25 protein-coding genes and 1 tRNA gene are annotated in these 24,337 nt (G+C 71.0%); 15 read left to right on the plus strand and 11 right to left on the minus strand.

Features of this window, described 5'->3' with window-relative positions; genetic code table 11:
* Nucleotides 1-245 precede the first annotated feature (245 nt).
* Genes Asi03nite_RS11000 through Asi03nite_RS11040 form a run of 9 tightly spaced genes read left to right on the plus strand, consistent with a single transcriptional unit; the run spans nucleotide 246 to nucleotide 5,938 of the window.
* On the plus strand, nucleotides 246-701 hold the full coding sequence (locus Asi03nite_RS11000) for a DUF6197 family protein (RefSeq protein WP_203678632.1): 456 nt from the start codon (nucleotides 246-248) through the stop codon (nucleotides 699-701).
* Nucleotides 702-724: 23 nt separating this feature from the next.
* Entirely contained in the window at nucleotides 725-1,024 is a 300-nt protein-coding gene (locus Asi03nite_RS11005; protein WP_203678747.1) for a hypothetical protein, read from the plus strand.
* Nucleotides 1,021-1,332: a hypothetical protein gene (locus Asi03nite_RS11010; protein ID WP_203678633.1), complete on the plus strand. Its 312-nt coding sequence runs from the start codon at nucleotides 1,021-1,023 to the stop codon at nucleotides 1,330-1,332. The genes Asi03nite_RS11005 and Asi03nite_RS11010 overlap by 4 nt, the downstream gene beginning before the upstream one ends.
* Nucleotides 1,329-1,619 carry a hypothetical protein gene (locus Asi03nite_RS11015; RefSeq protein ID WP_203678635.1) on the plus strand — a complete coding sequence of 97 codons (291 nt, stop codon included), beginning with the start codon at nucleotides 1,329-1,331 and terminating at the stop codon, nucleotides 1,617-1,619. Before Asi03nite_RS11010 ends, Asi03nite_RS11015 begins: the two co-directional genes overlap by 4 nt.
* Nucleotides 1,616-2,482: a DUF2637 domain-containing protein gene (locus Asi03nite_RS11020; RefSeq protein WP_203678637.1), complete on the plus strand. Its 867-nt coding sequence runs from the start codon at nucleotides 1,616-1,618 to the stop codon at nucleotides 2,480-2,482. Before Asi03nite_RS11015 ends, Asi03nite_RS11020 begins: the two co-directional genes overlap by 4 nt.
* Nucleotides 2,479-2,772 carry a hypothetical protein gene (locus tag Asi03nite_RS11025; RefSeq protein WP_203678639.1) on the plus strand — a complete coding sequence of 98 codons (294 nt, stop codon included), beginning with the start codon at nucleotides 2,479-2,481 and terminating at the stop codon, nucleotides 2,770-2,772. The genes Asi03nite_RS11020 and Asi03nite_RS11025 overlap by 4 nt, the downstream gene beginning before the upstream one ends.
* Before the next feature lies 1 nt (nucleotide 2,773).
* A complete protein-coding gene (locus tag Asi03nite_RS11030; protein WP_203678641.1) occupies nucleotides 2,774-4,558 on the plus strand; it encodes a replication initiator in 1,785 nt (594 codons plus the stop codon).
* Between the two features lie 28 nt (nucleotides 4,559-4,586).
* On the plus strand, nucleotides 4,587-4,793 hold the full coding sequence (locus Asi03nite_RS11035; RefSeq protein ID WP_203678642.1) for a helix-turn-helix domain-containing protein: 207 nt from the start codon (nucleotides 4,587-4,589) through the stop codon (nucleotides 4,791-4,793).
* Entirely contained in the window at nucleotides 4,790-5,938 is a 1,149-nt protein-coding gene (locus Asi03nite_RS11040; protein WP_203678643.1) for a site-specific integrase, read from the plus strand. The genes Asi03nite_RS11035 and Asi03nite_RS11040 overlap by 4 nt, the downstream gene beginning before the upstream one ends.
* Before the next feature lie 69 nt (nucleotides 5,939-6,007).
* On the opposite strand, the gene Asi03nite_RS11045 is transcribed toward Asi03nite_RS11040, so the two are convergent.
* From Asi03nite_RS11045 to Asi03nite_RS11060, 4 genes are all read right to left on the minus strand, one after another.
* Nucleotides 6,008-6,081: transfer RNA gene (locus tag Asi03nite_RS11045), tRNA-Pro, on the minus strand.
* Nucleotides 6,082-6,132: 51 nt separating this feature from the next.
* Entirely contained in the window at nucleotides 6,133-7,572 is a 1,440-nt protein-coding gene (gene der, locus Asi03nite_RS11050; protein ID WP_203678644.1) for a ribosome biogenesis GTPase Der, read from the minus strand.
* Nucleotides 7,569-8,249, minus strand: a complete 681-nt coding sequence (gene cmk, locus Asi03nite_RS11055) for a (d)CMP kinase (RefSeq protein ID WP_203678645.1) — start codon at nucleotides 8,247-8,249, stop codon at nucleotides 7,569-7,571. Before cmk ends, der begins: the two co-directional genes overlap by 4 nt.
* 505 nt (nucleotides 8,250-8,754) lie before the next feature.
* Nucleotides 8,755-9,291, minus strand: coding sequence for a GNAT family N-acetyltransferase (locus tag Asi03nite_RS11060; protein WP_203678646.1), 537 nt, complete (start codon nucleotides 9,289-9,291; stop codon nucleotides 8,755-8,757).
* Between the two features lie 182 nt (nucleotides 9,292-9,473).
* Between Asi03nite_RS11060 and Asi03nite_RS11065 the strand changes: the two genes are divergently transcribed.
* Complete coding sequence (locus tag Asi03nite_RS11065) at nucleotides 9,474-10,367, plus strand: DMT family transporter (RefSeq protein ID WP_203678647.1); 894 nt, start codon at nucleotides 9,474-9,476, stop codon at nucleotides 10,365-10,367.
* A gap of 141 nt (nucleotides 10,368-10,508) precedes the next feature.
* Here the strand turns inward: Asi03nite_RS11065 and Asi03nite_RS11070 are convergent, their stop codons facing one another.
* Entirely contained in the window at nucleotides 10,509-11,165 is a 657-nt protein-coding gene (locus Asi03nite_RS11070; RefSeq protein ID WP_203678649.1) for a nucleotidyltransferase domain-containing protein, read from the minus strand.
* 228 nt (nucleotides 11,166-11,393) lie between these two features.
* On the opposite strand from Asi03nite_RS11070, the gene Asi03nite_RS11075 reads away from it, so the two are divergent.
* Nucleotides 11,394-12,164 (plus strand): hypothetical protein, encoded by a 771-nt coding sequence (locus Asi03nite_RS11075; RefSeq protein WP_239102603.1) that lies wholly within the window; start codon nucleotides 11,394-11,396, stop codon nucleotides 12,162-12,164.
* A gap of 451 nt (nucleotides 12,165-12,615) precedes the next feature.
* On the opposite strand, the gene Asi03nite_RS11080 is transcribed toward Asi03nite_RS11075, so the two are convergent.
* Together Asi03nite_RS11080 and Asi03nite_RS11085 are read right to left on the minus strand one after the other, a co-directional pair.
* Complete coding sequence (locus tag Asi03nite_RS11080) at nucleotides 12,616-14,091, minus strand: hypothetical protein (RefSeq protein WP_203678653.1); 1,476 nt, start codon at nucleotides 14,089-14,091, stop codon at nucleotides 12,616-12,618.
* 155 nt (nucleotides 14,092-14,246) lie between these two features.
* Nucleotides 14,247-15,452, minus strand: a complete 1,206-nt coding sequence (locus tag Asi03nite_RS11085) for an RNA ligase RtcB family protein (protein ID WP_203678655.1) — start codon at nucleotides 15,450-15,452, stop codon at nucleotides 14,247-14,249.
* Nucleotides 15,453-15,619: 167 nt separating this feature from the next.
* On the opposite strand from Asi03nite_RS11085, the gene Asi03nite_RS11090 reads away from it, so the two are divergent.
* From Asi03nite_RS11090 to Asi03nite_RS11100, 3 genes are all read left to right on the plus strand, one after another.
* Nucleotides 15,620-17,026 carry an acyl-CoA synthetase gene (locus Asi03nite_RS11090; RefSeq protein ID WP_203678657.1) on the plus strand — a complete coding sequence of 469 codons (1,407 nt, stop codon included), beginning with the start codon at nucleotides 15,620-15,622 and terminating at the stop codon, nucleotides 17,024-17,026.
* Between the two features lie 10 nt (nucleotides 17,027-17,036).
* The gene (locus tag Asi03nite_RS11095; RefSeq protein ID WP_203678659.1) at nucleotides 17,037-18,938 is read left to right on the plus strand and encodes a purple acid phosphatase family protein; all 1,902 of its coding nucleotides are present in this window, start codon (nucleotides 17,037-17,039) and stop codon (nucleotides 18,936-18,938) included.
* A 77-nt stretch (nucleotides 18,939-19,015) separates the two neighbouring features.
* Complete coding sequence (locus Asi03nite_RS11100) at nucleotides 19,016-19,813, plus strand: alpha/beta fold hydrolase (RefSeq protein WP_203678661.1); 798 nt, start codon at nucleotides 19,016-19,018, stop codon at nucleotides 19,811-19,813.
* Here Asi03nite_RS11100 and Asi03nite_RS11105 read toward each other — a convergent pair.
* Nucleotides 19,807-20,700 (minus strand): aminoglycoside phosphotransferase family protein, encoded by an 894-nt coding sequence (locus tag Asi03nite_RS11105; RefSeq protein WP_203678663.1) that lies wholly within the window; start codon nucleotides 20,698-20,700, stop codon nucleotides 19,807-19,809. The two genes, Asi03nite_RS11100 and Asi03nite_RS11105, sit on opposite strands and share 7 nt — an antisense overlap.
* A 91-nt stretch (nucleotides 20,701-20,791) precedes the next feature.
* On the opposite strand from Asi03nite_RS11105, the gene Asi03nite_RS11110 reads away from it, so the two are divergent.
* Nucleotides 20,792-21,373: a permease-like cell division protein FtsX gene (locus Asi03nite_RS11110; protein ID WP_203678665.1), complete on the plus strand. Its 582-nt coding sequence runs from the start codon at nucleotides 20,792-20,794 to the stop codon at nucleotides 21,371-21,373.
* 56 nt (nucleotides 21,374-21,429) lie between these two features.
* Here Asi03nite_RS11110 and Asi03nite_RS11115 read toward each other — a convergent pair whose 3' ends face one another.
* Genes Asi03nite_RS11115 through Asi03nite_RS11125 form a run of 3 tightly spaced genes read right to left on the minus strand, consistent with a single transcriptional unit; the run spans nucleotide 21,430 to nucleotide 24,321 of the window.
* Nucleotides 21,430-22,191, minus strand: a complete 762-nt coding sequence (locus Asi03nite_RS11115) for a pseudouridine synthase (RefSeq protein ID WP_203678667.1) — start codon at nucleotides 22,189-22,191, stop codon at nucleotides 21,430-21,432.
* Nucleotides 22,160-23,197 (minus strand): SMC-Scp complex subunit ScpB, encoded by a 1,038-nt coding sequence (gene scpB / locus Asi03nite_RS11120; RefSeq protein ID WP_203678669.1) that lies wholly within the window; start codon nucleotides 23,195-23,197, stop codon nucleotides 22,160-22,162. The genes Asi03nite_RS11115 and scpB overlap by 32 nt, the downstream gene beginning before the upstream one ends.
* On the minus strand, nucleotides 23,194-24,321 hold the full coding sequence (locus tag Asi03nite_RS11125; RefSeq protein ID WP_203678673.1) for a segregation and condensation protein A: 1,128 nt from the start codon (nucleotides 24,319-24,321) through the stop codon (nucleotides 23,194-23,196). Before Asi03nite_RS11125 ends, scpB begins: the two co-directional genes overlap by 4 nt.
* Nucleotides 24,322-24,337: the final 16 nt, after the last annotated feature.

Below are 24,337 nucleotides of genomic sequence, written 5' to 3' on the forward strand. Positions count from 1 at the left end.
CCCGCCACCGCGACCGCCTACCTCACCGGCCTTCTCGTCGGCTACCTCACTCGGCACCCCGCACCGGTCGCCGTGCTCGCCCTGGCGCTCACCGTCGCCCACACACGAGCACACCGCTCCCGCCGCTCGACGGCACCGGGACGCACAACCGCATAACGGAAGCGGTCGACAGAACCCCACCAGCCTGCAAGCACGCGGGTTCTGCCGACCACCCACCAACAGCCCTTCGGAAGGACGTGGCTGCCATGAAGCCTACCCGCCAACCGACCACCTCATCCGACATCGATCCGGTGATAACCCCGGCCGCGCTGCTGCGAGCCGCCGCCGTCTACCTCCAGCACCACGGCTGGACCCAGCACCAGTTCTACGACCTGATCGCCGACACCACCGGGCCGTTCCCGCCCGCCTGCGCCTCCGGCGCGATCATGACCGCCGCTACCGGCCGCTGCCTGGCCTCCGGCATCTGCACCCTCGACGGCGACGAGGACCCCGACACCATCACCGCCATCCGCGCCCTGCGCGTCTTCGCCGCCTGGCTCGACCTCGAGTACACCCCGGTCGGCTACTACGAGACCAGCGCCATCGACGTGATCGGTGACTGGAACGACTACGCCGGCCGCACCTTCGATGAGGTCATCGAAACCCTCACTGACGCCGCCGACGACTGGGACCGTACCCACCTCACCGGAGGTGCCCGGTGAGCGCCTTCCCCGTCAACACCGCCTTGACACTCAACACCGCTACCGGGGACATCCGGCCGCCCAAGCCGCGCCGCCGTGACGTCGTCGAGAACGACGAGTACGCCGCCTTCGTCCGGCGCATCATCCGCGCCTTCGCCAAGCGCGTCGCCACCGGCGACGTCGAAGCCCTGCGCGACATGGTCAACCTGTCCGGCCTACTCGACGAGGCCATCGGCGACGCCGTCACCGGCCTACGCACCCACGGCTACTCCTGGGCCGAGATCGCCGACCGGCTCGGCATCTCCCGCCAGGCCGCCCACCAGCGGTGGGGAGGCGACAAATGACCACCTCCGCGCCTCGCCTGGATCGTCGGCTGGTGACCGGCGGCATGAACCTGACCATCACGGATCTGGTCGCCATCTGGGCCGACCACACACCGAAACAGCTTCCGGTCCCTCTGACCTGCCCGGCCTGCGGACACCAGTACAGCCGCACGGCACCGCTGTGTCCCAGCGCCGCTGTCACCCGGCCGCTGCTGCGCCGTCGTCGCTACGGCAACCCCGCCGCACTCGACGTCCTGACCGACAACCAACTCCAAGACCTGACCGGCAAACGTCTGTCCACCTCGCTGCCCGAGGAGTACTCGCGATGAGCCTGATCGACCTCGGCGCGCACCTGGCCGCCGACAACTGCCTGTGGTGCCTCGGCGGCATGAGCCCCGCCGGAATCCACCCCGACCTCGGTCCCGTTCTCTCCCTCTGCCCCACCCAACGGTGGTGCGACGAATGCGGCGGTCTGTCGCTGTTCCCCGCCGAATACGAGACCCTCGACGACCGCATCAACGAACTGTTCGACGACGGCCTGTCCGCCGTCTGGTGCAGCCACTGCTGCGGTGTCATCGCGGTCATCCCCGTCACCAACGACGGAGGCATCCGATGAAACTCTCCCGCAAGAACCGGACACCGGTTGCGGACAAGCCCCCCACGGGCAGCCCGGACGGGCACAGCCTTACCGAACAGTTCGCCATCGAGTACGCCAAGAGCGCCGTACCTAACATGCTCAAGGCCATCGACAGCGTCAAACGCTACAACCGGGCCACCCTCATCGGAGCGCTCATCACCAGCTACCTGCACCAGGCCCACTACCTGGCCGGCAAAGGCGCGGGCCTGTTCGCCTACCTACCCCCGGCGATCTTCGACACCGCCATGGTGTCCATGCTGATCGTGGTCCGTACCCCGGGCATCGTCAAAGACGCCAAGCGCTGGGCCATGGCCGTCTTCATCGGCGCCGCCCTGCTCTCGGCCACCGTCAACTTCGCCGCCCCCGGCGACCTGGGCATGCGCATCGTCTTCGCGCTGGTCGTCGTCCTGGTCATCGGCGTCGAACTCGTCGCCGGACGCATCCGGCCCGACTTCACCGCCATCGACAAACAAGCCGCCGACCTCATGACCGCCGTCAATAAAATCAAGGCCAACAACCCCACGGCCACCCCGGAACCGGCGCACACCAACACCACGACAGCCCCGGCCCCGGCTACGGGGCTGACCCCGGTCTCGGCTGAACAGCCGGCCGCATCGCAACCCGTCCCGGAAGCGCCGGCACACCTGCTGCCCACGGCCCGGTTCTCGATCGTCCAGCACGAGCAGACCACCGGCCAGCCCATCACCGCTGACGAACTGGCCCTGCGGCTCAACATCACCCCGGCCGTCGCCGCAAGCCTCATCGCCACCATCCGCGCCACCAACCCGACCACGGCCCGGATCAACGGCAACACGCCGACCCTGACCGGCGGTGCCCGATGACCTTCATCCACGTCGACATCCACCAGATCACCCACACCTGCCCGGCCGACCCCGAACCTCACCCGTTCGACACGCGCCGCACCATCGTCGCCATCGTCGACGGCGGCCCCTGCCGCAACCCGCACACGATCCGCTGCGGCGACACCACCGCGATCATCGACTGCGGCCGTCACGAACCCCACCACCGGCAGTGCCCGGCCTGCCAGGTCACCGTCATCGAACGGAGCATCACCACTACATTCGTCGGCCACCACGGCCCGCAGCACCCCACCAGCGGGATCGCTGCCTGACATGAGCACGTCGACGCTGGACCTCGCACCCCGGGATCACTCTGCCCGGGGTGCGGGCTCGAACGCCGACGCCTGGACACCACCCGCGCCCGGCTACACCGCCGCCGGTCAAGCCCTGACCCGCGCCGCGCAGCCCGGCTACTTCGACTGGCTCACCCACATCCGCCCCGCCGCCGGCTGCACCCGCCCGATCCGGCTGACCGGCACCCTCGACACCATCGAAGCCACCACCGGACGCCTGCTCGACTCCCGGCACACCGACCAGCTCCCCGACGCCGTCATCTACAAAGCCTGCGGCAACCGGCGCTCCACGGTCTGCCCCTCCTGCGCCCACACCTACCAGCGCGACGCCTACCAAATCTTGCGCGCGGGACTCATCGGCGGCAAAGGCGTCCCGGCCACCGTCGCCCGGCACCCGGCCGCCTTCGTCACCCTCACCGCACCATCATTCGGCGCCGTCCACACCCGACACGTGCGCAACCACACCTGCCGCGACCGCAACCGCTGCACCTGCCGCCCCGACCCCTGCCACGCCCGCCGCGACACCGGCCTCTGCCCGCACAACACCCCGGCCGTCTGCTGGACACGCCACGAACCCGGCGACCCCCAACTCGGCCAACCCCTGTGCCTCGACTGCTACGACCACGACCACCACGTCGTGTGGAACCTGTTCTCCGGCGAACTGTGGCACCGCACCAAGCAGGACGCCGAACGCCGCCTCGCCAAACTCTGCAAAGCCCGCGGCATCCCGTTCCACGAAATCACCACCGGCAACCGAGTCCGCCGTATCCCACCGGTCCGGCTCGCCCACGGCAAAGCCGCCGAGATGCAACGCCGCGGCGCGGTCCACTTCCACGCCCTGATCCGCCTCGACGGCATCGACCCCGGCGACCCCACCCGCATCGTCCCGCCACCGTCCGGCATCGGCATCGGCGACCTGGTCGACGCGCTCCACGCCGCCACCGGCATCGACTTCACCACCCCGCAACATCCCGACCAGCGCGACGGCTGGCCGATCGGCTGGGGCGAACAGATCGACATCCGCCCGATCAGCCTCACCGGCACCGGCGAAGTCACCGACAGCATGGTCGCCGGATACCTCGCCAAGTACGCCACCAAAAGCACCGAGATCACCGGCCACAACTCGATGCGCATCACCACCGACACCATCGACCAGCACGCCGACCCCGACGGCGACCACATCGCCCGGCTCATCGACGCCTGCTGGGACCTCGGCCGCCCTACCCACACTCCCCAGTCCCTCGCTGAACGACCCGTACGCCACCCCGAACCCGGCGAAAGGCGTCCCTTCGACACGCCCTGGGACTGCCCCGAATGCGGCACCCGCACCCGGTACGCCGCCTGCCCGCGCTGCGTCGCCGACCGTCAAGCCAGCCTTGACACCAAACGCCACAGCACCCCGAACCCCACCACCCCGTATGCACGGCTACGCCGGTGGGCACACATGCTCGGCTTCGGCGGTCACTTCCTCACCAAAGCCCGCCGCTACTCCGTCACCTTCCGCCTACTGCGCGAGACCCGCATCGAGTTCCGCCGCGCCGAACCTGAAACCGCCGGCGTTACCGTTCGAACCGTCGACCACCTCGACGAGACCATCCTCATCGTCGGCACCCTGACCTTTGCCGGCGTCGGCTGGCACACCACCGGCGATGCCCTCCTCGCGAACAGTGCTGCCGCCCAGGCCCGCGAGCGACAAGCAATCGGCCGGGAGGAACTCGCACACGAAGCGAGCCAATCCCTGCCCGTCGCCTTGAACGCTGCCTGATCGAAGTCGCGGAGGAGGAGTCACCCCATTGGACGGCATCACCCAGAAGGCGCTCTACCGCATTCCGGAAGCCATGCGGATGTTGAGCTTGAGCCGTTCCGTCATCTACGAACTGATCCGGTCTGGACGGTTGCGCACCGTCAAGGAGGGCCGGACTCGGCTGGTTCCCGCCAGCGCCATCATCGCCTACGTGGACCTGCTCGAACAGGAAAGCGGGAAAGGAGTCGCCGCATGACCAAACGCCGCAGCCGTGGAGACGGCGGGTTACACTGGGACGAGCAGCGCCAACGCTGGATCGCCTCGGTCACCGTCGGATACACCCCGGCCGGTAAACGCATTGTCCGTAAGGCAAGCGGCAAGACCAAGACCGAAGCCAACATCAAACTCCGGCAGAAGATCCGAGAGTACGAAGACGGCCTGTCGATCGCCACGACCGCATTCACGGTCGCCGACGCCGTCACCGACTGGCTCTCCTACGGACTCACCGGCATCGACGGCGAAACCGTCAAGAACTACACCGTGCTGGCCAACAACCACGTCATACCGGCGATCGGCGCACGCAAGCTACGTGACCTCAGCGCCACGGACATCGACAAGTGGCTTGCCGACAAGGCCAAGACGCTCAGCACCCGCACATTGCGGCTGCTGCACTCCATCGCCAACCGCGCCGTCAAACGGGCCATGGCCCGGAACAAGGTGATGCGCAACGTCGTCGAGCTGTGCACCGTGCCGCACGGCACCGGCGGCAGGCCCTCGAAGTCCCTGACCTACGACCAAGCCAAAGCGCTCCTGGTCGCTGCCGAGTCCAGCTCTCTGCACGCTTACGTCGTGCTGTCGCTGTTGACCGGCGCACGCACCGAGGAACTACGTCCTCTTACATGGGAACATGTCGACCTGGCCGGACGGCCCGATGTCGACCCGCCCATTCCCCCGGCCATCCACGTATGGCACTCCGTACGCGCCCACGGCGACACCAAGACCAAAAGGTCTCGGCGTTCGCTCGCGCTACCCATCCGCTGCGTCCGTGTCCTCACCGTGCACCGCGCCGCGCAGGGCGACCCCGGACCGGACGACTTCGTCTTCGCCAGCAAGGCCGGGACCCAGCTCGACCGGCATAACGTGCTGCGAGCCTTCCGCTCGATCATCGCGGCCGTCCCGGGAATGAACCCGGCCGAATGGACCCCGCGCGAATTGCGGCACAGCTTTGTTTCGCTGCTCTCTGACAACGGCATGAGCATCGAGGAAATCGCCGACCTGTGTGGGCATTCCGGCACCTCGATCACCGAGTCCGTTTACCGCCACCAACTGCGCCCGGTTCTGCTCAACGGGGCGGTGGCCATGGACCGGATCTTCGGTCCGGAGGAGACTCCTGGGGCTTAGTCACCCAGTTAGTCACCCAGGCATGCAGAGAGGGCATATCCTTCGATGGGATATGCCCTCTGACCTGCGTCGGGCTGACAGGATTTGAACCTGCGACCCCTTGACCCCCAGTCAAGTGCGCTACCAAGCTGCGCTACAGCCCGATCCCGCCCCGAACCCCAGCCCGGCGCGACATCTCCTAAAGCTTACCAACCCTACCCATGCGCCTTCCCACGGCCCCCCGGCCCGGTCTTCTTCCGCGGCTTCACCGACAGCTCGATCGGTGTGCCCTCGAAGCCGAACTCCTCCCGGAGCTTCCGCTCGATGAAGCGCAGATACCCGGCGTCGAACGGGCCGGTCGTGAACAGCACGAAGCGGGGCGGGGCCACGCCGGCCTGGGTGGCGAACAGGGCGCGTGGGGCGCGGCCGCCGCGTACCGGGTGCGGGGTGGCCTGCGTCAGCGCGGTGAGCCACTGGTTCAGGGCGCCGGTCGGGATGCGCTGTTCCCAGGATGCCAGCGCGCGCCGGATCGCCGGGGCCAGTTTGTCGACCGCGCGGCCGGTCTTGGCGGAGATGTTGACCCGGACGGCCCACGTCACCCGTTTGAGGTCGCGGTCGATCTCCTTGTCCAGGAAGATCCGGCGGTCGGCGTCGACCAGGTCCCACTTGTTGAACGCGATCACCAAGGCGCGCCCGGACTCGATCACCTGGGAGATGACCCGCTGGTCCTGCTCGCTGATCACCTCGGAGGAGTCGAGCAGCACGACCGCCACCTCGGCGGCCTCGACGGCGCCGGCGGTGCGCAGGGACGCGTAGTACTCCGTGCCGGAGGCCTGGTGGACGCGCTTGCGCAGGCCCGCGGTGTCGACCAGCTGCCAGATCTCGCCGTCCATCTCGACCAGACTGTCGACCGGGTCGACAGTGGTGCCGGCGACCGAGTCGACGACCGCGCGCTCCTCCTTGGCCATCCGGTTGAGCAGGCTGGACTTGCCGACGTTGGGGCGGCCGACCAGGGCGATCCGGCGCGGGCCGCGCGGTCCGCCCTCGGTCACCGGCGGGGTGGGCGGCAGCGCGTCGAGGATGTCGTCGAGCAGGTCGCCGGAGCCGCGGCCGTGCAGCGCGGAGATCGGGTGCGGCTCGCCGAGGCCGAGCGACCACAGCGACACCGCCTCGAGTTCGAGGTTCTGGTTGTCCGCCTTGTTCGCGACCAGGATCACTGGCTTGTGGCTGCGGCGCAGCATCTTCACCGCGGCCTCGTCGACGTCCGTGGCGCCGACCGTGACGTCGACGACGAAGATCACCACGTCGGCGGTCTGCACCGCGATCTCGGCCTGGGCGGCGATCGCCGCGGCGCGGTCACGGGCATCGGGTTCCCAGCCGCCGGTGTCGACGACGGTGAATCGCCTGCCGCTCCACTGGGCGTCGTAGGGGACGCGGTCGCGGGTGACGCCGGGAACGTCCTCGACGACCGCTTGGCGGCGGCCGATGATCCGGTTCACCAGCGTCGATTTGCCGACGTTGGGGCGGCCGACGACGGCCACGACGGGGATCGGTCCGGAGAAGGACTCCTCCTCGGCGGAACCGGAGTCGGGAGGGGAGAAGTCGAACCCGCCCTCGAAATCGTTGACGTCGAGGCCGGCGGGAAAGTCAGTCACTTACTTACCTTGCTGTTCAGCAGAGTCAGAAGATGTTGCACGACCTCGTCGATGCCCATTCCGGTGGTGTCCACCTCGATGGCGTCGGGGGCCTGGCGCAGCGGGTCGGTGGCGCGGCTGGAGTCCAGTTCGTCGCGGCGCGCCAGGTCCGCCTGCGTGGCCGCCACGTCTGTGGCGTCCTCGGCGCTGCGCCGAGCGGCGCGGGCGGCGGCCGACGCGGTCAGGTAGACCTTGAGGTCGGCGTCGGGCGCGACCACCGACGCGATGTCGCGGCCCTCGACGACGATCCGCGGGTGCGCCGCGATGATCGCCTGCTGCAGCAGCACGAGATGCCTGCGCGCCGCCGGCACCGCGGCCACGGCGGAGACCGCGGCCGTCACCTCGGGACCGCGGATCGGCTCGTCGACATTCGTCCCGTTCGCGGCGAAATGTGGCGCAACCGGATCGGTGCCGATCGACAGTTCGGTTTCCAGGGCGATCTTGGCGATCGCGTCCGGATCGGCCAGGTCGGCCTCCGCCTGCAGCACCGCCCAGGTCACCGCCCGGTACATCGCGCCGGTGTCCAGGTAGACGCCGCCGACCGCGATGGCCAGGCGCCGGGAGACGGTGGACTTGCCCGAGCCGGACGGGCCGTCGACCGCGACGACGCACCTCTCCGGCCGTACCTCTAGAGCCACCGTTCCTCCTGACGTCACCGCGGCAACAACCCTCCCATTGTGCCCGCCGCCGCGTCTCCCGACGAACCTGGGGCTCGACCCCACGCTACCTGCCGGTAATTCGACAGGCCCCCATCCAGCGGCGACGCTGACCTGCGGCGAGACCCGGAAACCAGCGGGCCGGTCACGGCCCGCTGCGGTCCTGGTCGATTGAGGGGTACGGCCGCGGCAGGTCCCATCCAGCCTACCGGAGCGGCGAACCCCGCACCGATCGGGTGAATCCCTCGCGTGGCCTGCGCATTCTTCCGCCTACGCCGGCATTCACGTCGATCCGTCAGGGGCCTGACGTACGCGGGCACAGCCCGGAGACGTTCTCCGCAGGCGCAGCGCCGATGGCCTGACTTCGCGCCGCCGGATGCGTCGCTCCGCTCGACGACCCGGAACTGCGCGGTTCGGCCGCCGCCGATCCGGCTCTGCCGGTTCCGGAGAGGGAACGCCGGATGGCGGCCGTTCCCGGGCGGCGGCGTCACCAGACGTCGCCGTCGCGCCAGTCGCAGATCAGCGGAGCGGTTTCGTGCCATGAGAAGCCGGCCACCGGGCGGATCAGTGTGCTGTCGTCCTCGCCGGCGGTGCGCACGACGCCGGACGGGGCGAGCACCGCCGTTCCGCCGGGCCACCGGCGCCAGCCCCGGCCCAGGTAGAGGCCGAGTCCCGCGGCTGAGGCGGAGAGGGCGCCGAGCGCGTAGCCGTGGTCGATGATCCGCTCCGCCTCGGTCATCACCGCGGAGCCGAATCCGCGCCGCCGATGCGCCCGGTGTACCGCCATCGCCTCGACATAACCGCATCGCAGCGACCGATCTCGATGCAGAAGGCGACGCTGGACCACCGATCCGTGTGCGATCAGGGTGCCGTCCACGGAGATCAGGATGTGCTGGCCGCCGAGCGCGTGATCCCAGTCGTGATCGTCGAAACCGCCCTCGAAAGCGTCGTCGAGCAGATCCCGGATCCGGCTGCGGTCACTCGGGCTCAGGTCGGCGGTGTGCACCGTGCGCAGAACGGTCATGCCGCATGGTCCCAGGATTCCGGCACGCTTTCGGTAATCGCCACGGATATCGCCCGAAAACATTGTTCGGTGGTACGAAAAAGTCCGCCGAATGCAGCGGGCGGCACACCTTTCCGGCGAGGCGCCACGCGTCACACGACGGCGCGGCGGCCGCTGGACCGTCATACCTCTACGGTGGCCCCATGTCCGTCTCCGCGGTGCCCGAGATTCGCGTCCGCCCATCCCTCGCCGTTCTCGCCGCGGTCGTGACCACGGTCGTGGCCTGGGCGTCCGCCTTCGTCGCGATCCGGGCCGTGCACGCCCACTTCGGCGCCGGCCCGCTCGCCCTGGGCCGCCTCGCCACCGGCGCCGTCGCCCTGACCGTCGCCCTGCTGGTCACCCGCGGCTGGGTCCGCCCGACCGCCCGCGAATGGGCGCTGGTGACCGGCGTGGGCGTGGTCTGGTTCGGCGTCTACAACGTCGCCCTGAACGCCGCCGAGCAGCGCCTGGACGCCGGCACGTCAGCGATGCTGGTGAACGTCGGACCGATTCTGATCGCCATCCTGGCGGGCTTGTTCCTGCGCGAGGGCTTCCCCCGCAGCCTCCTGACCGGCGCCGGCGTGGCGTTCTGCGGCGTGCTCCTGATCGGCTTCGCGGGCCGTGGCGGGAGCGCCGCCGACCCGCTCGGGGTGGCGCTCTGCCTGATCTCCGCGGCCGCCTGGGCGGTCGGCGTCACCCTGCAGAAGCCGGCCCTGCGCCGCCTGCCCGCGCTGCAGGTCACCCAGATGTCCTGCGTCGTGGGCATGATCGCCACGCTGCCGTTCACCGGCGGGCTGATCGGCGACCTGCGGTCGGCGCCGGCCGGGTCGATCGCCGGCGTGGTGTATCTGGGGCTGGTCCCCACCGCTCTCGCGTTCGGCACCTGGGCCTACGCGCTCACCCACATGAACGCCGGCCGGCTCGGGGTCACCACGTACCTCGTACCGCCGCTGACCATCCTCCTCGCCTGGCCGGTCCTGTCCGAAACTCCCCATCTCCTGGCGGTCGCCGGCGGCGCCGTCGCCCTGCTCGGCGTGGCCCTCTCCCGGCGCCGTTGACCGTGCGCTCTCCCCGGCGGGTTCCCAGAAGTATCCGAAACATCGGGAAACAGCCCTGAGAAACAGCCCTGTCCGGTACGCGGGAGGCCGCCCGACTTCCGCGTGGCGGGACGGGCGACGGGCGTACCCGGCGAATTGTTCTCAGGCCCGGTATCCGTCGAAGAGCGGTCCGCCGGCGGATTCCAGGACTTCGGCGGCGATCGCGGCCGGGTCGTCCCGGGCGGCCAGCCAGCGGCCGGCGAATGCCGGGTCCTGTTCGCGCAGTTCGCGCAGCAGCCATTTGCCGCCGCTCACCCATCGGCCGGCCAGCGACAGGAACGCCTCGGCGGCGCCGGTCCACAGGCCGGTGGCGATGACGGCCCGCTCGCCCGGATCAGTGGCGTGCCGCAGATCGTCCAGGCCGTCGGTCAGGCCGTAACGGAGCCAGTCGCGCTGCTCGACGCTCAGCGGCCCCGGCCCGTCGGCGAGGACCTGAGCGCACCGGGCCGGGAGATCCCCCGGATCTCCGAACAGGATCACCCCCTGGGCCAGCATGCGATGCGTGCTCGGCTTGCGCTGGGCGCGTTCGGTGTCCAGGAACCCGATGAGCTTCTCCCTGGTGTGGACGAAGAACTCGACCGGCCAGCCCGCGTGACGCAGGCTCTCGCGGTGCCCCGGGTCCGTCTCGTCGAGCACCACGATGTCCAGATCTGATCCGGCGGTCCGGTGTGGCCCCACCACGCTGCCGGTCAGCATCGCCCAGCGGGCGGCCGGAAAACGCTCGCGGGTCAGTTCACGTGCCACCTGCACCGGATCCATGCCGGTGATCCTGCCGCACTGACCGTTTCCGGTCCTACCGCGCCACCCGATTGCTCGATGCGAGCACATTTTTCCAACTTTCTCCGGCACCGCTCTGACCTGCGCGATCACTCCATGATCCGTTCCCGCCGGGGGGCTGCCGGCGGAACCGCGTTGAACCGGCCGCCCTCCCGGCCCCGTATGGCCCCCCAACCGGTGAACATCGACGTCCAACGACGAGGAGTGATCATGAGGTCGCGCACGTACCGACGTAACTTGGGCAACCGGCGGAAGGCGATCGGCGCGGTGGTGGTCGCGGGGGTGCTGGTGGTGTCCGGAGTGGCCGGGGTCCAGTTGGCCAACGCGAGCACGGAACCCAAGGCGGCCGATCTGGTCAGCGTGGACGGTCAGCAGTTCGACGTCTCGCGGTGCACGGAGCTGCGGGTCGACGCGGGGAGCGTGGTCTGCGACGGCGAGGAGCTCAAGCCGGTCCAGGAGCAGGGCGCCGGCGAGGCGGCGGTGGACTCGGCGCAGGCCCTGGAGGCGGCGTGCGACCAGTTCGCGGCCGACGCCGCGGCGGCCGACGGGGAGCAGGCCGGCGAGGCCGCGCAGCAGAGCGCCGCGGAGAACCGGGCCGACAACAAGAAGCTGGCCAAGAAGTACCTGAAGAACTTGAAGGGCGGCAAGGCGCCCGCCGGCAAGGCGCCCGGCGGCAAGGCGGGTCAGCAGGCCGAGGGCCAGAACGCCGGTGAACAGGGCGCCGCGGACGACCAGAACGCGGGCGAGCAGGGCGCGGCGGCGAACGACGCCGCGGCTGCCGCGGTGACCTCGGCTCAGGCGAGCCTGCTGCAGGCGTGCCTGGCGCTCGCCGACGCCAAGGCCGTGGTCGCGGCCGGCGCCGGTGACCAGGGTGCCGGCGACCAGGGCGCCGACGAGCAGGGCGCCGGCGACCAGGGCGCGGACGAGCAGGGCGCGGAGGAGGCCGGAGCCGCCACTTCGGCTCCGGCCGCGCGCAAGTGACCCGCTGACGTCGTACCGGAAAGCGGTGGATCTGGATCCGGGGTAGAGCTGGCACTACCCCGATGACTAACGCGGGCTGGATCGTGGCGGGCCGGCCAGGTCGGTAGCGTCCTTCCTCAGGTGGTCAACCGGAGGAAGGACGCTACCGGCTCAGCGCTCTCGCCGAGAGGCCGACACGAAGGGATTAACCGGACCGGCGGGGTGGGGCCGACGAGTGGCCGTCCCTGCTCCGCTGTCCCGGCAGAACGGATCTTTATCTCTGGAAAGGTCACAATTATGGACATAGCGTAGGAGACGAAACAGACATCTCCTACCTTCGAGGACAGCCATGCATCCCCGCCATCCGTCCCACCCGGCCGCCGTCCGCCGGCGGTCGATGTTCGTCCTGCTGCTCACCTCCGTCGCCCTGTGCGGTGGCGTGCGGCACGTCGCCGAGGAGCCCAGCCGGGTGTCAGAGGTGGGAGGGGGCGGCCTGAGTCAGGGCGGACCCGAGGTCGGCGTAGAGCCCGTCCGGGACGGTGAGCAGGATGCTGGTCGCCTCGGTCGCTGAGACCAGGCCGAACAGTCCGAGCAGCGTGGGCTGCTGGGTGGCCAGGCCGTCGGCGTGGCCGAGCAGGTTCTCGCCGGTGGTGGCGGCCGCGGCGGCGACCAGGTCGTTGAGGAAGGCGGCCAGGGCGGCGGGGTCGTCGTGCGGATCGGCGACCAGCTCGACGTAGCGCCGGGCCAGGGACTCGTCGGCGGCCAGCAGCAGACCGGCCGGGATCAGGGTCCGTTCCACGACGAACCGGGCGTCGAGGCGGGTCATGGCGTCGTCGCCCAGCACGACCGTGTGTGCCTCGTGGAGCGAGGTGACGCAGTGGGCGCGCCTTCCCCAGCGGATCTGGCCGCCGCCGAGCAGCGGGCGCGTTTCGACGGCGAGGCGCACGGACCCCTCCAGGCGTGGCGTCTCCAGTTCGGTGGCCAGAGCGGCGCGCAGGGCCCGCACGGTTTTCGAGTTGTCCTGGTCGGGACGGGCCTGGGCGAGGATCTCCCGGATCGGGGCGGAGCGGAGGGCATCGTCCCGGGGCACCTCGGCCCGGCGGACGTGGACGTGGTCGACCTGGGTGAGCTCGCAGTTGTCGCCGACGGTGTGCGGGAGGCCGGTCGAGGTGCCGGCGTGGACGGTGTAGGGCGGGAACATCACGCCCAGGCCGTACGTCCGGGTGCGGTCCCGGTCGGCGGATCTCAGGACGGCGGTGTGGTACTCCGGGCGGACCGAGCCGGCGCTGGAGAAACGGAGGCGGTAGCTGCGCTGGAGGCGGGCCTCCACGTCGAAGCCCCGCTCTTCGAGTTCGGCCTGGCGGAGCAGGCGGAGCAGGCCGAACGTCCGCAGGTGGTCGGCCGCGGAGAGGGTGGGAGCGGGTCGCGGCGCCGGCGGGGCGGCGGGCTCCGGCCGCCGGGTGGCTGACGGGTCCCGCGGGGGCGACTGGATCACCGACGGGAGGTCGCCGGCCTGATCGTCGCCGGTCGCCGGTTGCTCACCAGGTGCCGGGTGGTCACCAGATGCCGGGTGGTCACCAGGTACCGGGTGGGAGTGGTTCGTGCGGAGTGCCCGGGAGCCCGGGTGGAAGATCAGCATCTCGATGGAGGACGGCGCGGTGGCGGGCTCTTCGTCCTGCGCGGGTGAGGGGGCCCGGGTGGGCACGACCGGTCTGAACGGGTCGGCCTCGCCGCGGCCGGAGGCGATCCTGGACGGCAGTGCGTCGCGGCCGGGCGTCGGCTGCGGCGGGGCGAACGCCTCGCCGCGAGATCCGCCGGCCGGAGCGACCGGGGACAGCCGGGGCGGCTCGGGACGGGACTGCTGCTCCGGAGCGACCGGGGACGGCCGGGGCGGCTCGGGACGGGACTGCTGCTCCGGCCGCTCCTCCGGGCGAGAGGTCTCGCTCAACGAACACCCCCAAGGGTCCACAGGCAACCCATCGAGCCTGACAGATCCAGTCCGGCGGGGACAGGGCCAGTCGGGGGAGTTCGATCGCCGATGGGAGGGGCCGGAGGGCGAGCGGAGACGGGCAGGTTTGCGGCGGCGGGCCGCGGCGGGTGGTGTCACGGGGTGGTGGCGAGGCTCTGCGGGCCGCGCCCGGAGCGGCGCCGGCTCGCGATGGGTGGCACGCCCGCCGTCTTGTACGTCACCAGCGGCACCGTGCTCACCACCCGGGTCGCCAGCCCGTGCGTGACGAGATCCCCGATCACCTGCTCGATCCGCTTGTACGCGCCCGGCGCCTCCTCGAACAGCAGCTGACGGTCCCCGCACACCACGACCGAACCCACCGCCGTACGCCGGAGCTCCTCGACCGTGTGCTTCACCTTGCCGCGCCGCAGGGCATCGGCCCGGGACATCTTGCGTCCCGCCCCGTGCGCGACCGAGAAGCCGGCCTCCGCCCCGGCGTGCGCGGCCACCAGGAACGACGGCGTGCCCCGGGTCCCGGCCACCAGGACGTCCCGGCCGTCCCCCCGCGCCGCGCCCTTGCGATGCAGGTAGAGCCCGTCCCGGACCTCCACCGAGTTGTGGCACTCGTCGACGATCGGCGGCTCGGCGGCGGCCCCGAGCGCGTCGGCCACCCGGGCCGCCATCACCCGGCGGTTCAGCGATCCCCAGCGCACCGCGTCGTCGTGTGCCGCCAGGTAGGCCTGCGGGTCCGCGGCCGGCCCGGCCCCGTGCGCCTCGGTGTGCGCCCGCAGGATCCGCTCCCCCAGGCCGCGGGAGCCGCTGTGGACGATCAGCACGAGGTCACCGGCCGACAGACCGAGCCGGGCGGCGTGCTCAGCATCGAAGACGGTGCCGACACGGGCCAATTCGGCGAAGTGGTTTCCGCGGCCGACGGTGCCGAGGCTGTCGGTCCAGCCGGCCGGCACGTCGGCCTCGTCGAAAAAAGAGTGGTCCGGGACGTCCAGATCGGGGAACCGGGCGGCCAGCTTCTCCGGCACGGGGCGCTTGAGCCGGATCGGGAAGACCGCGATCCCGCAGCCGATGTCCGAGCCGACCAGGAACGGGTACAGCACGGACGAGGTCATGGCGGCGCCGATCGGCGCGCCCTTGCCCGGGTGCAGGTCGGGCATGCCGGCCACGTGCCGCATGCCGGGCAGCGCGGCCACCTGGTGGCACTGGTCGAGCGCGCCGGACTCGATCCAGCTGGACGGGGACGCGAAGACAGAGACAGTCGCAGACAAAACAGATGCTCCACAGGAGAAGACGGCAGGCGGCAGCGCCGCGGAAGCCGCGGAAGAGAGAAGGACCCGGGGTGGAGGCATCAGTGAGTCATGGCGACCAGCGTCCCCGGCTCACCCGGCGGTCGCAACCGAATAACACCCCGCCCGCCGGCGTGAGACAGAACGGCCCGCGGACAGCCCATCCCGCGCAGGAAAAGAACCGCCCCACGCGGGATGGGCCCGGCCGGTAACCCTGGCATGATCCAGCCATGCCTCTGCTCGCCGCGCTGCTCAGCGAAAACGAAGCCGACCGCGCCGACTTCGTCGTCACCGGTGACCACCGGGTCGGCCGCCACGAACTGCTCGGCTGGGCCGCCGCGCTGGCGAACGAGCTGGCCGGGCGCCGGATCGTCGCGGTGCACGCGGTGCCGGCCCTGCCGACCGTGGTCGCGGTGACCGCCGCCCTGCTCGCGGGGGTCCCCGTCGTGCCGATCCCGCCGGACGCCGGCGAGCTGGAGCGCGCGCACATCCTGCGGGACTCCGGCGCCGAGCTGATCCTGTCCGACGATCCCGGGGCGGGCGGGGCTTGCGCCGTACCGACGCAATCGGTGAGCGCGAGCCGCGGCACGGCCGGCAGCGTGCCGCCGGAGCCCGACCCCGGCCTTCCCGGTCTCGTGCTCTACACCAGCGGCACGACCGGCGCGCCGAAGGGCGTCGTCCTGTCCCGCGCGGCGCTGGCCGCCGACCTGGACGCGCTCGCCGGCGCCTGGCAGTGGACGCCGGACGACACGCTGGTGCACGGCCTGCCCCTTTACCACGTGCACGGTCTGGTCCTCGGCGTCCTCGGTCCCCTGCGGATCGGTTCGCCACTGCGGCACACCACCAGACCCACCCCCGCGGCGTACGCCGGGAACCCCGGCTCCATGTACTTCGGCGTCCCGACCGTCTGGTCGCGCATCGCCGCCGCTCCGGCGCAGGCGCGCGAGCTGCGGGCCGCCCGGCTGCTCGTCTCCGGCAGCGCGCCGCTGCCGGTCCCGGTCTTCGACGCCGTGCGCGAGCTGACCGGCCAGGCCCCGGTCGAGCGCTACGGCATGACGGAGACCCTGATCACGGTCAGCGCCCGTGCCGGCGGCGAACGCCGCGCCGGGCACGTCGGCCTGCCGCTGGAGAACATTCGCACCCGGCTGGTCGACGAGGTCGGCAACCCGCTGCCCGGCGACGGGGTGACCATCGGCAATCTGCAGGTCTGCGGTCCGACGCTGCTCGACGGATATCTGCGGGACGGCGGCGTCCGGCCGGCCGAGCTGATCGACGGCTGGTATCCGACCGGGGACGTGGCGACGATCGGCCCGGACGGCTGGCACCGGATCGTCGGCCGCGCCTCCACCGATCTGATCAAGAGCGGTGGGTACCGGATCGGCGCCGGGGAGGTGGAGGACGCGCTGCTGCTGCACCCGGCGGTGCACGAGGCGGCAGTGATCGGCACCCCGCATCTCGACCTGGGCGAACAGGTCACCGCGTTCGTGGTGGCCGATCCGGTCGCGCCGGAGGAGCTGATCGGTTTCGTCGCCGAGCGCCTGGCCGCGCACAAGCGGCCGCGGGTGGTGCACCTGGTGCCCAGCCTGCCCCGTAACGCATTAGGGAAGATCCAGAAAAAGCAGCTAAAAGCGGATTAGCTTTCTATATGTGACGTTATCGGTCGACGAGTTCATCGAGTGGAATCACCAGCAGCTCTCCCGAGCGCCGGTCAGCCGCCGGTCCCTGCTGCTCGCCGCGGCCGCGACCGGCCTGAGCGGGTACGCCGCCGCGCAGTTCCGGCTGGCCCAGCGCGCGTTCGCGGCGGGCGGCGGGACGGCCGGCGCCGCGGGAGTGGTGGTCTCCGGCAGACACCTGTCCTTCGTGCCCGGCGCCGGGGACGTCCCCAAGAACGCCATGGCGGTGACCGCCCAGCTGGTCAGCCGGACCGGGAGGCTCCCTGGTGGGCTGCGGGCGTTCGTCGACGTCGGTGACGCACCGGGCCGGTACGGCACCCGGGTGGAGGCCTCGATCCGCCACCTGACCGGCCAGTACGCGATCCCGGGCGGCCCGGTCGGCAGCCAGTTCTACGCCAAGGCGAGCGTCACCGGGCTGCGTCCGGGCACCGTCCACCACTACCGGGTGCGGCTCTCCGACGGGACGGTGACCGGCGACGCGCACTTCACCACGGCGCCGGCCGCCGCGAAGCCGTTCACCTTCACCGCGTTCGCCGACGTCGGCACGAACACCACGCCTGTCGACCCGGCCTACGCCTGGGGAAAGAAACCCGTGCCGGCCTGGCCGAAGGGTGTCTTCGACAACAACGCGTACAGTCCGGGCGACCCGATCGCCGGCAAGCACGGCCGGGACCGGACGCCCGCCGCCACGATCACGAGGCTGATGGACACCCAGCGCCCGGCGTTCACGCTGCTCGCCGGCGACATCTGCTACGCCAACCCGTCCGGGACCGGCCTGCCGGCCGACGACACCACGGTGTTCGCCACCAGGCGGGCCCCGGTCGGGAAGAACCTGTACAACCCGTACGTCTGGGATGTGTTCCTCAATCAGATCGAACCGCAGGCCGCCTTCACACCGTGGATGTTCGCCACCGGCAACCACGACATGGAACCGGTCTACGGCGACACCACCTATCTGGGCGGCAGCCCGACCCACGGGTACGGCGGGCACGTGCAGCGCCTGGACTTCCCGGACACCGGCCCGAAGGGCTGCCCGTCGGTCTACCGCTTCGTCTACGGCAACGTGGGCCTGATCTCGCTGGACGCCAACGAGCTCTCCTGGGAGCTGCAGTCGAACACCGGGTACTCCGGCGGCGCGCAGGTCGCCTGGCTGACCGAGACGCTGAAGCGCTGGCGCGGGGCCGGCTCGGGGGTGGACTTCATCGTCGTGTTCTTCCACCAGTGCGCGTTCTCCACCGCGCACAACCACGCCTCCGACGGCGGGGTCCGCGCCGCTGTCGACCCGCTGTTCACCAAGTACCACGTGGACCTGGCCGTGCAGGGGCACAACCACCTCTTCGAGCGGACCGACCCGATCCGGCACGGCCGGCGCACGAAGTCCGCGCCGGACGGGGCGACCGTGCAGCCGGCCGAGGACGGCACCATCTACATCTGCGTCGGGTCCGGCGGACGGCCGCGCTATCCGTTCCGGCCCGCGCCCGGCGCGGACGCCCCCGCGCCGGCCGGGGTGACCCCGAAGGGCGAGCAGAAGCTGCCCGAGGGCGAGCGGTACCGCGGGCACAAGCCGGACGGCAAGGAGAACACCTCCACGGTCGTGACCAACAGCTACTTCTGGAAGAAGGACAAGGGCCGCCCGAAGAAGGGCAAGAGCGCGCCGACCGGCGGGCGGGTGCCGGAGTCGGTGGACTGGTCGCAGGTGCGCTATGACGGGTACGCGTTCATCGCTGTCGACGTGGAACCGCCCGCGGCGGCCGGCGCCAGCACCACCCTGACCGTACGCACGCTCGCCGACGCCCTGCCCGGCAGCCGGAAGCCGTACACCGAGATCGATCGGATAACGCTCCGGCGGACGTCCCGCGCACTCCTCGCGCACTGACGGCCACCCGCGCCGGGAGTCCATCCCGCCGATATTGGATCTTCCCAATCCGCCGGCGGCTTTTCTACGGTGTGGCCATGACTCGCACGGCAGACATCAACGGGATCACCATCGGCTACGACGACGAGGGCGTCGGGCCCGCGTTCGTGCTGGTGCACGGCCACCCGTTCGACCGTTCGATGTGGTGGCCGCAGGTGCCCGTGCTGACCGCCGAGGGCTACCGGGTGATCACCGCCGACCTACGCGGCTACGGCCGCAGCACGGTGGTGCCCGGCCTGACCACCCTGGAGACCTTCGCCCGCGACACGTTCGCGCTGATCGACCACCTGGGTATCGACGAGGAGGTGGTGCTCGGCGGCCTGTCGATGGGCGGGCAGATCGTGATGGAGTGCTGGCGGCTGTTCCCGGAGCGGATCGCCGGGCTGGTGCTGGCCGACACCTTCCCGCAGGGCGAGACCCCCGAGGGGCGCGCGCACCGCAACCGGGTCGCCGACGAGCTGCTGGCCACCGGGATGAGCGGGTACGCGGCGGCCAACCTGCCGAAGATGATGGCGTCGTACAACGTGCCGGCGATGCCCCGGGTGGCCGAGCACGTGCACGCGATGATGCTCGACACCTCGCCGGAGGGCGCCGCGGCGGCCCTGCGCGGCCGCGCCGAGCGGCCGGACTACCAGAAGCTGCTGACCACGGTGACGGTGCCGACACTGATCGTGGTGGGCCGTGACGACGAGTTCACCCCGGTGTCCGACGCCGAGCTGATGCACCGCCTGATCCCCGGCTCGATGCTCACCGTCGTCGACGGCGCCGGACACCTGCCCAACCTGGAACAGCCGGCCGCCTTCAACGCGGCCCTGCACGCCTTCCTCGATCAATAACGGGCGAGCAGCGCCTCGGCGATCACGCGGTCGGGGTGGGCGGACCAGTTCTCGGCGCCCTCCTCGGCCGCCCAGACCAGGTTCTGCAGCACCCGGGCCAGGGTCCAGCAGGCGGCGCGCCGCCGGTCCAGGCCGAGGACCTCGGTCATCAGGTCGAACCGGTACGCCACGTCGGCCGCGTCGAACCGGTTGTGCAGGGCGGCGAGCAACTCGAACCCGGGATCGCCGCCCAGCGGTTTCGGGTCGATCGCCACCCAGCCCGCGCCGTCCGGGGTGGCCAGGACGTTGTCGTAGTGCAGATCCCAGTGCAACAGCCGGTCACCGGGCTCGGGCAGCACCTCGCGCAGCGCCGCGGCGCAGCTGCGTGCCAACGCGCGGTCGGCCGGATCAGGCAGCAGCGGGACGGCGCGCGACGCGCGCTCCAGCAGATACGACGCGAGGCCCGCGAGGGAGCGCAGGCCGGGCGGCGCGGCGACCGCATGCAACCGGGCGAGGATCTCACCAAGCGTACGCAGGGCGGCCCGCACATCCTCGACGGAGCCGAGCGTACGCCCCGGGTCCAGCCGCTCCAGCAGCATCGAGCCGGTCCCGGGGTCGTGCTCCAGCAGCCGCACCGCTGCGCGTCCGCCCCAGGCGCGCAGCGCGATCGGCTCCCCCGCGGTCTCCTCGTCGACCGGCTGCAGCTTCAGCACCGCGCCGGTTCCGTCCGCCCGCCGCACCGGCACGACCAGCGCCACCGCGCCGTGCGCGGGCGTCCCGTCGAGCCGCAGATCCCAGCGCCGCAGGCAGCGCTGCGCCAGCGAGGGCAACCCGGCCATCCAGTCCGCGGTCGAGGCCCCGAAGTACCGCAGATGGGAGGCGCGCAGCCCCTCCGGGATCACCAGCACGACCGGAACCCTACCGAGTGCGGTCACCGGAGTGCGAAAAGCGCGGCGAGGATACCCATGAGTAGCGACGGGCCGGTAAGGTTCCGCGATCGTGAGTGACTTTTCCCCGGAAGAGCCCGGGACGACGCCGTCGCCCGCCTCGCCGGCCCCGCCGGCTTCGCCCGCCACGCCGGCCGGGACCGGCGCGACGGATGCCACGGATGCGACCGCCACGCCGGAGAAGCGGCGCGGATGGGGCCTGCCGTTGGTGATCGCGCTGGTGGCACTGTTGGCCGGGGCCGGCGCCGCCGCCGGTGGGCTCTACCTGAACGGGTGGCGACAGGTGCCCGAGGCGAAGTACACCATGGTGGTGATCCTCAAGGACGGCACCAGCCAGCAGCAGAAGGACGAGATCCAGAAGGTGCTGGAGAAGCTGCCCGGCCACAGCCCGATCCGCATGGTCAGCAAGGCCGAGGCGTTCGCCGAGGCGAAGACCGCCTACGCGGCGAACCAGGAGGTGCTCGCCGGCCTCGAGGAGGACAACATGCCGGAGTCGTTCCGGCTCAGCGTCGTCGACCGGCAGTTCGACTGCACGCCGCTCAAGCCGCTCGGCGGCAACGCGGCGATCTCGAAGATGTCGGTGGTCAAGCCGTACGCCAGCGAGAGCGACCCGGGCGCCGGCATCCTCTGCTAGAGGCTGCTAGAGGATGCCGGCGTCCGGCCCCGTCCGGTCAAGGGAGGCCGGCGGCGTCAGGCCTCGTCGCCGACGGCCTTGAACAGAGCGGCGACCTCGGCGTTCGACAGGTGGCGGAAACCGCCGGGCCGCAGGTCGCCGAGACGGATCGGGCCCACAGCGGTCCGGATCAGGCGGGTCACCGGGTGGCCCACCGCGTCCATCATCCGCCGCACGATGTGCTTGCGGCCCTCGTGCAGGGTGATCTCCACCTGCGCGGTCTTGCCGATCGCGTCGACGAGCCGGAACGCGTCCACCTTCGCCGGGCCGTCCTCCAGCTCGACGCCGGACTGCAGCGCCCGGCCGACGCTGCGCGGCAGCGGGCCGACCACCTCGGCCAGGTAGGTCTTGCTGACGCCGAACGACGGGTGCATCAGCTTGTGCGCCAGGGTGCCGTCGTTGGTGAGCAGCAGCAGGCCCTCGGAGTCGGCGTCGAGCCGGCCGACGTGGAACAGCCGCTGCTCGAAGTTGTCCTGCAGGAAGTCGGCGAGCTCGCTGCGGCCCTTCTCGTCGTCGAGGCTGGAGACCACGCCACGCGGCTTGTTCAGCGCGACGTAGACGAGTTTGGTGTTGGTGATCACCCGCTGCCCGTCGACGTAGATCTCCGCGGTCGCCGGGTCGACCTTGTCGCCGAGTTTGGCGATCCGGCCGTTGACCGTGACGCGCCGCCGGAAGATCAGGTCTTCGCAGGCACGCCGGGATCCAACACCGGCCGAGGCCAGGACTTTCTGAAGGCGTTCGGCGGTGTCAGCCTGAGGCATCGAGCACTTCTTCCACATCGTCGGGCAGGAACGGGGCCAGCGGCGGCAGCTGATCGACCGAGTTCAGGCCGAGCTTCTCCAGGAACAGAGAGGTGGTCCGGTACAGATATGCCCCGGTTTCCGGCTCGGTGCCCACTTCCTCGATCAGGCCGCGAGTGACCAGCGTACGCATGACGCCGTCACAGTTCACACCGCGGATGGCCGAGATGCGCGACCTGGTTACCGGCTGCTTATAGGCGACCACGGCGAGTGTCTCCAGGGCGGCCTGGGTCAGGCGCACGGACTGGCCGTCGAGGACGAACCGTTCGACGTACGCCGCGTACTCCGGACGGGTGTAGAGCCGCCAGCCGCCAGCCGCCCGGCGCAGGTCGAAACCGTGGCCGGCCGCCGTGTAGCGGGCGGCGAGGTCGTCGAGGGTGCGGGCGACGCGCTCGACCGGCTGTTCCAGCACCTCGGCGAGCTTGAGCTCGCTGGTGGGCTCGTCGACGACGAGCAGAATCGCTTCGAGGGCTGCGGTGAACTCCGCGTCGTCCAGGAGCCGTTCGCCGTCACCGCCGGCGGCCTCCTCCCGCCGCGGCGCGGGCACCGGCGGGAGGCTCGGCGTGACGTCCGCAACCTTCGCGACATCCGTGGCGGGCTCCTGGGGGAAATGTCCCACGGTGTCGTGGTATCCGGCCAGATAGGCGTCGGAACGGGGGGCGGGCTCGTCGACCGGGGTGGCCTCCGGCTCGCCGTCCTCCTCGGCGGCCTCCTCCACCGAGTCGGGCGGCGGCAGCTCCGGCTCGATCTCGACCTCGGTGGGCTCCGGCTCCTGTTCACCCGGCAGCTCCTGAGGCCAGTCCACAGCGCCCGAGGCGGCCGCGGCCGCTCCGGGCGCGCGCTCGTCGCCGTACCCCGCCATCGGATTCTGATCTTCAGCGGTCTCCGCCTGGAAGTGCCGGTCGGGCTCCTCGCGCTTGCGTTCCCACGGTGGCACCCACGCGTCCATCTGCGCGGCCAGGGAATCCTGACGCTCGTCGCTCACTGCTTCTCCTCCAGGACCGCCTCGTCGCCCCCGTCAAGATCGCCAACCGGGCCGGGCGAGTCAAGCTCGCGCGCGGGCGGATCGTCCGGAACACCGTGCGGCTTCCCACCCTCGTCGGACCCCACGCCACCCGGACGGTCCGGATTGTCGGCGATCTTTTCCGGACTGCCCTCGTAGTCGTCGACGGTCAGCTCGGCCTCCTGGTCACCACCGATCCAGCGAACGGTCAGCTCGTCCAGCGACACCGGCTGCTCGAAGTCGATCAGGTTCTGCCGGTAGAGCTCCAGGAGCGCCAGGAACCGCGCCACCACCTCCAGGGTATTTTCACAGTCCGCGACGAGCAGGCCGAACGTGGCCACTCCGGCCCGGCGCAGCCGGTCACGCAGCAGCTCGGCGTGCTCGCGGACGCTGACCCGCACCTGGTGGATGTGCGCGATCGAGACCTGCGGCGGCCCCGGTTTCGGGGTGAACTGCTTGAGCGCCAGCTTGAACAGCCGCTGCGGACCGATGCCGAGCACCAGCTCGGGCAGCGCCTCCGCATACCTCGCCTCGAGCGCGACCAAGCGCGGCCAGCGGCGCGCGCCGATCCCCTCCAGCTCGGCGAGGTGCGCGGCGGCCTCCTTGTACGCCTTGTACTGCAGCAGCCGGGCGAAGAGCAGGTCGCGCGCTTCCAGCAGCGCCAGGTCCTCCTCGTCCTCCACCTCGGCGGACGGCAGCAGCCGGGCCGCCTTGAGGTCCAGCAGGGTGGCCGCGACCAGCAGGAATTCGCTTGCCTCGCCGAGGTCCCAGTCGTCGCCCATGCCCCGGATGTAGGCGATGAACTCGTCGGTCACCTGATGCAGCGCGACCTCTGTGACATCCAGCTTGTGCTTGCCGATCAGCTGCAGGAGCAGGTCGAACGGGCCCTCGAAGTTGTGCAGCTTGACCTTGAACTTCCCGTCCGCGACATCGGCGTCCCCACCCGGCGAGACGCCCCCGCCCGCGGCTTGCGCGACGTCCCCGTCCGTGGGCTGGGGGGCGCCGGACCCCGGCGCGATCGCCGCGCCGTCGGGCGCGGCCGGCTCCGGATCGTCGCCGGACAGCGGCGGGGCAGGCTCTTCACGCACGTGCCGACCGTAGACCATGCCTGTGACAGCGTGC

Source organism: Actinoplanes siamensis (assembly GCF_016862395.1).
In the GTDB taxonomy this organism is placed as follows: Bacteria; Actinomycetota; Actinomycetes; order Mycobacteriales; family Micromonosporaceae; genus Actinoplanes; species Actinoplanes siamensis.